Source organism: Metabacillus rhizolycopersici, from assembly GCF_020075705.1.
Map to the genome: position 1 here is coordinate 1 of NZ_JAIQUM010000178.1, position 2,650 is coordinate 2,650.

Consider the following 2,650-nt stretch of genomic DNA (forward strand, 5'->3'; position numbering starts at 1 on the left):
TTCAGAAATGGCATAATAAAGTGAGCTAAGAGAGGTCTATCCTCATTCATTTGAGGTGAATTTCCAAGAAAATCGCAAAAGGGGTTCGGAATGAAACCATTCCGAACCCCTTTTGTCGACAATCTGAAGCCTTTCCATTTGGAAAGGCTTTAAGTTTTTGTAAATATAAAAAGGTTCCAAATCTCTACGTTGCCAGGGTGAGGATTGAAAATTCCTATAATATACATAGCTATTTAAGAGTTAAGTAAGAAGTAAAATTCATGTGAAAATACACATTTTGGGAAATATTCAAATAAATCGCATTTAGGTTTTTCTTATGTTTTATATTTCAGTAAGAGTGCTATTGGCCTCTAAAAAAAATTTTTTTAGAACCAGTCATTAAGAAAGAAAACTGTAGTAAATAGGATTCATAATCTATGGATTTATCCCGCATTAACGGGCAGTAATATCCCCACCTCTAAGCTTGAGTGAATCACAAAGAGGCGAAGGTGGGGGATAACTGCCCGTAAAAGCTAAGGTAATTCTCGCTTTATAAACATTTTTATATTTTGAGCGGCTGCTTTTGTATTTGTTGTTTGAACAGTAGATAAAAGTAAAGTATTTGGGCTGATAGGCAAGTTACCAAAACGAGCTTTAGGTAATAAGTTATCTGTATAAGACAAAGGAGTGAGAAAATGGGTAGACGAATAAAGCATACTTCACGTGACGTGGAGGAGTTAGCGAGGCTCATGCTGGCGGAAGCGAGCGGTGAAGGCTCTCAAGGGATGAACATGGTAGGAACGGTTGTGGCCAATCGAGTTGAGGCTGATTGTGCTCCTGACTTCAGAGGGTTGCGCAATATCAGACATGCGATCTATCAAACCATACCTGGAACTGGAATTCCTCACTTCGAGCCTGTCTTAAATGGAACATTGTATACACAACGTCCTGACGAAGCTGACCTCCAGAGGGCCAGGAATTTGTTACAGGGTGATAGGGAACCTCGTTCAAGAATGAATTTGTGGTTTTTTAACCCCAGTCCGGGGAAAAAGTACCGAGCTGCTTGTACCGAAACGATGCCAAGATCCCCCATGACGAAATTCGATTTTGCGCATAGGAACCATTGCTTCTATGTCGCGGTACCGGGCTATTGCCCAGAGTTTTATAGATAAATTAAAAAGGAGCTGATCTTCTCATGACTTGTGGAGATTCTAGTTATTATCCAACGAATTATTATCCAACTTCCATGATGCGGGCTAGTAGCGGCGCACAACAACCAGGTGGCTATCCGACGACTATGGGACCCTCGTATGGTGTTCCAGTGGTTCCAATCGGGGCTGGGCAGCAATTTCCGGCAGGCACAGTGGAAGAATCATTTATCGAAAATATCCTACGCTTCAACAAAGGTAAGATAGGTACATTCTACTTTACTTATCAAGGTAACGACAAATGGAATGCAATGATTTACCAAGGACGCGTAGAAACGGCTGGTCGTGACCACATCATCATCAGCGACCCGGCCACCGGTAAACGCTACCTGTTGATGATGGCAAATCTCGACTGGGTAGAATTCGGAGAACAAATTAACTACCCTCAAGCGCAAATTAATCCGGATGTTCAGGCATCACTGACGACATCGGACTGAGTTTGTAGAATGCTTAAAACCCGCTTACTTCTTTTTTGGAAAATGAGCGGGTTTTTAGTTCTGACCACATATAGAATGCAAATTCGGCAATAAATTGAAGCGAACGTTTTCGCTGGTGCTATTAACACAATTGAAGATAATACAGATAATAAATTAGGTCTGTATGCTTGGTTTTACGAGGAAGAGAGTCAGAGAATCTCTTCCCGTATAAAAACAGCTTCACTTAACTTTTTGTGAAGTTCAGCAATTATATAGTAAATCGTGATACAGTAATTGGGTGAAGTAATACTTTCCATTTGAAGAAATTAAGTTAATAAGTAAATATTGATAAAGAAATAAAAAAAGGAGAATTGTATGAAGAAATTTTTCCGAAAACCTTCTAAGGTTGCATTAACTTCTCTAATCGCAACAATAGGTGTAGCTGTTTTACTCATATGTGTATTAAGGTTAGCAGAAGTCGATTCAAAGGTTGTACATATGATTGGTAAAGGAACAATCGCTATTTCCTTACCTTTTTTAATATTGAACCCTTTATTTGGCTTTATCTATTCATTTTTCATTAAAGGAAAAAGTAAAATCCTGTATATCCTATTGCATGTAGCTTGTATATGTACGATTTCAGTTTTTGCATTTGTGGCTTTCATGTTTAGGTACTTTGTACCTTTTGGCCCGTAAAATTCAACAAGGGAAACGATAGAGGGCGTGTGATATTCAAAGAATATCAGCTATATTAGGGTTATTTGCAGGGATATTATCTATTTGTTTATGGATTGAGGGAATTGTTTTAAGAAGTGTTCATTTCTTTGGGGATAAACCAGGTGGATTGATTACAAGAAGAGGTGAAGTCATTTCATTAGATGAGTTTATCCCACCTTAACGGGCAGTAAAACTCCGACTTCAAGATTCGAGAGAAGCAAAGAAGATAAGTGGGAGATAACTGCCCGTAAAGATCCGACGAAGGACAGGACGTCCAAGTCAGGCGAAGCCACAGGATGTGGCGTTCCTGAGCGTGATAAGTCTCGCTAA

The 2,650-nt window shown here is 39.4% G+C and carries 3 protein-coding genes; all 3 read left to right on the forward strand.

Annotation, left to right across the window (positions count from 1 at the left end):
• Nucleotides 1-728 precede the first annotated feature (728 nt).
• The 3 genes from K9V48_RS27635 (at nt 729) to K9V48_RS27645 (ending at nt 2,299) form a co-directional block, all read left to right on the forward strand.
• Entirely contained in the window at nt 729-1,151 is a 423-nt protein-coding gene (locus tag K9V48_RS27635; RefSeq protein WP_224142262.1) for a cell wall hydrolase, read from the forward strand.
• 23 nt (nt 1,152-1,174) lie between these two features.
• Nucleotides 1,175-1,624: a spore coat protein GerQ gene (gerQ, locus tag K9V48_RS27640; protein ID WP_224142260.1), complete on the forward strand. Its 450-nt coding sequence runs from the start codon at nt 1,175-1,177 to the stop codon at nt 1,622-1,624.
• 354 nt (nt 1,625-1,978) lie between these two features.
• Complete coding sequence (locus K9V48_RS27645; protein WP_224142261.1) at nt 1,979-2,299, forward strand: hypothetical protein; 321 nt, start codon at nt 1,979-1,981, stop codon at nt 2,297-2,299.
• Nucleotides 2,300-2,650: the final 351 nt, after the last annotated feature.

Excerpts from the sequence above, each read along its gene's own strand:
- gerQ (WP_224142260.1), top strand. The coding sequence starts at position 1,175 with ATGACTTGTGGAGATTCTAGTTATTATCCAACGAATTATTATCCAACT.
- K9V48_RS27635 (WP_224142262.1), top strand. The coding sequence starts at position 729 with ATGCTGGCGGAAGCGAGCGGTGAAGGCTCTCAAGGGATGAACATGGTA.
- K9V48_RS27645 (WP_224142261.1), top strand. The coding sequence starts at position 1,979 with ATGAAGAAATTTTTCCGAAAACCTTCTAAGGTTGCATTAACTTCTCTA.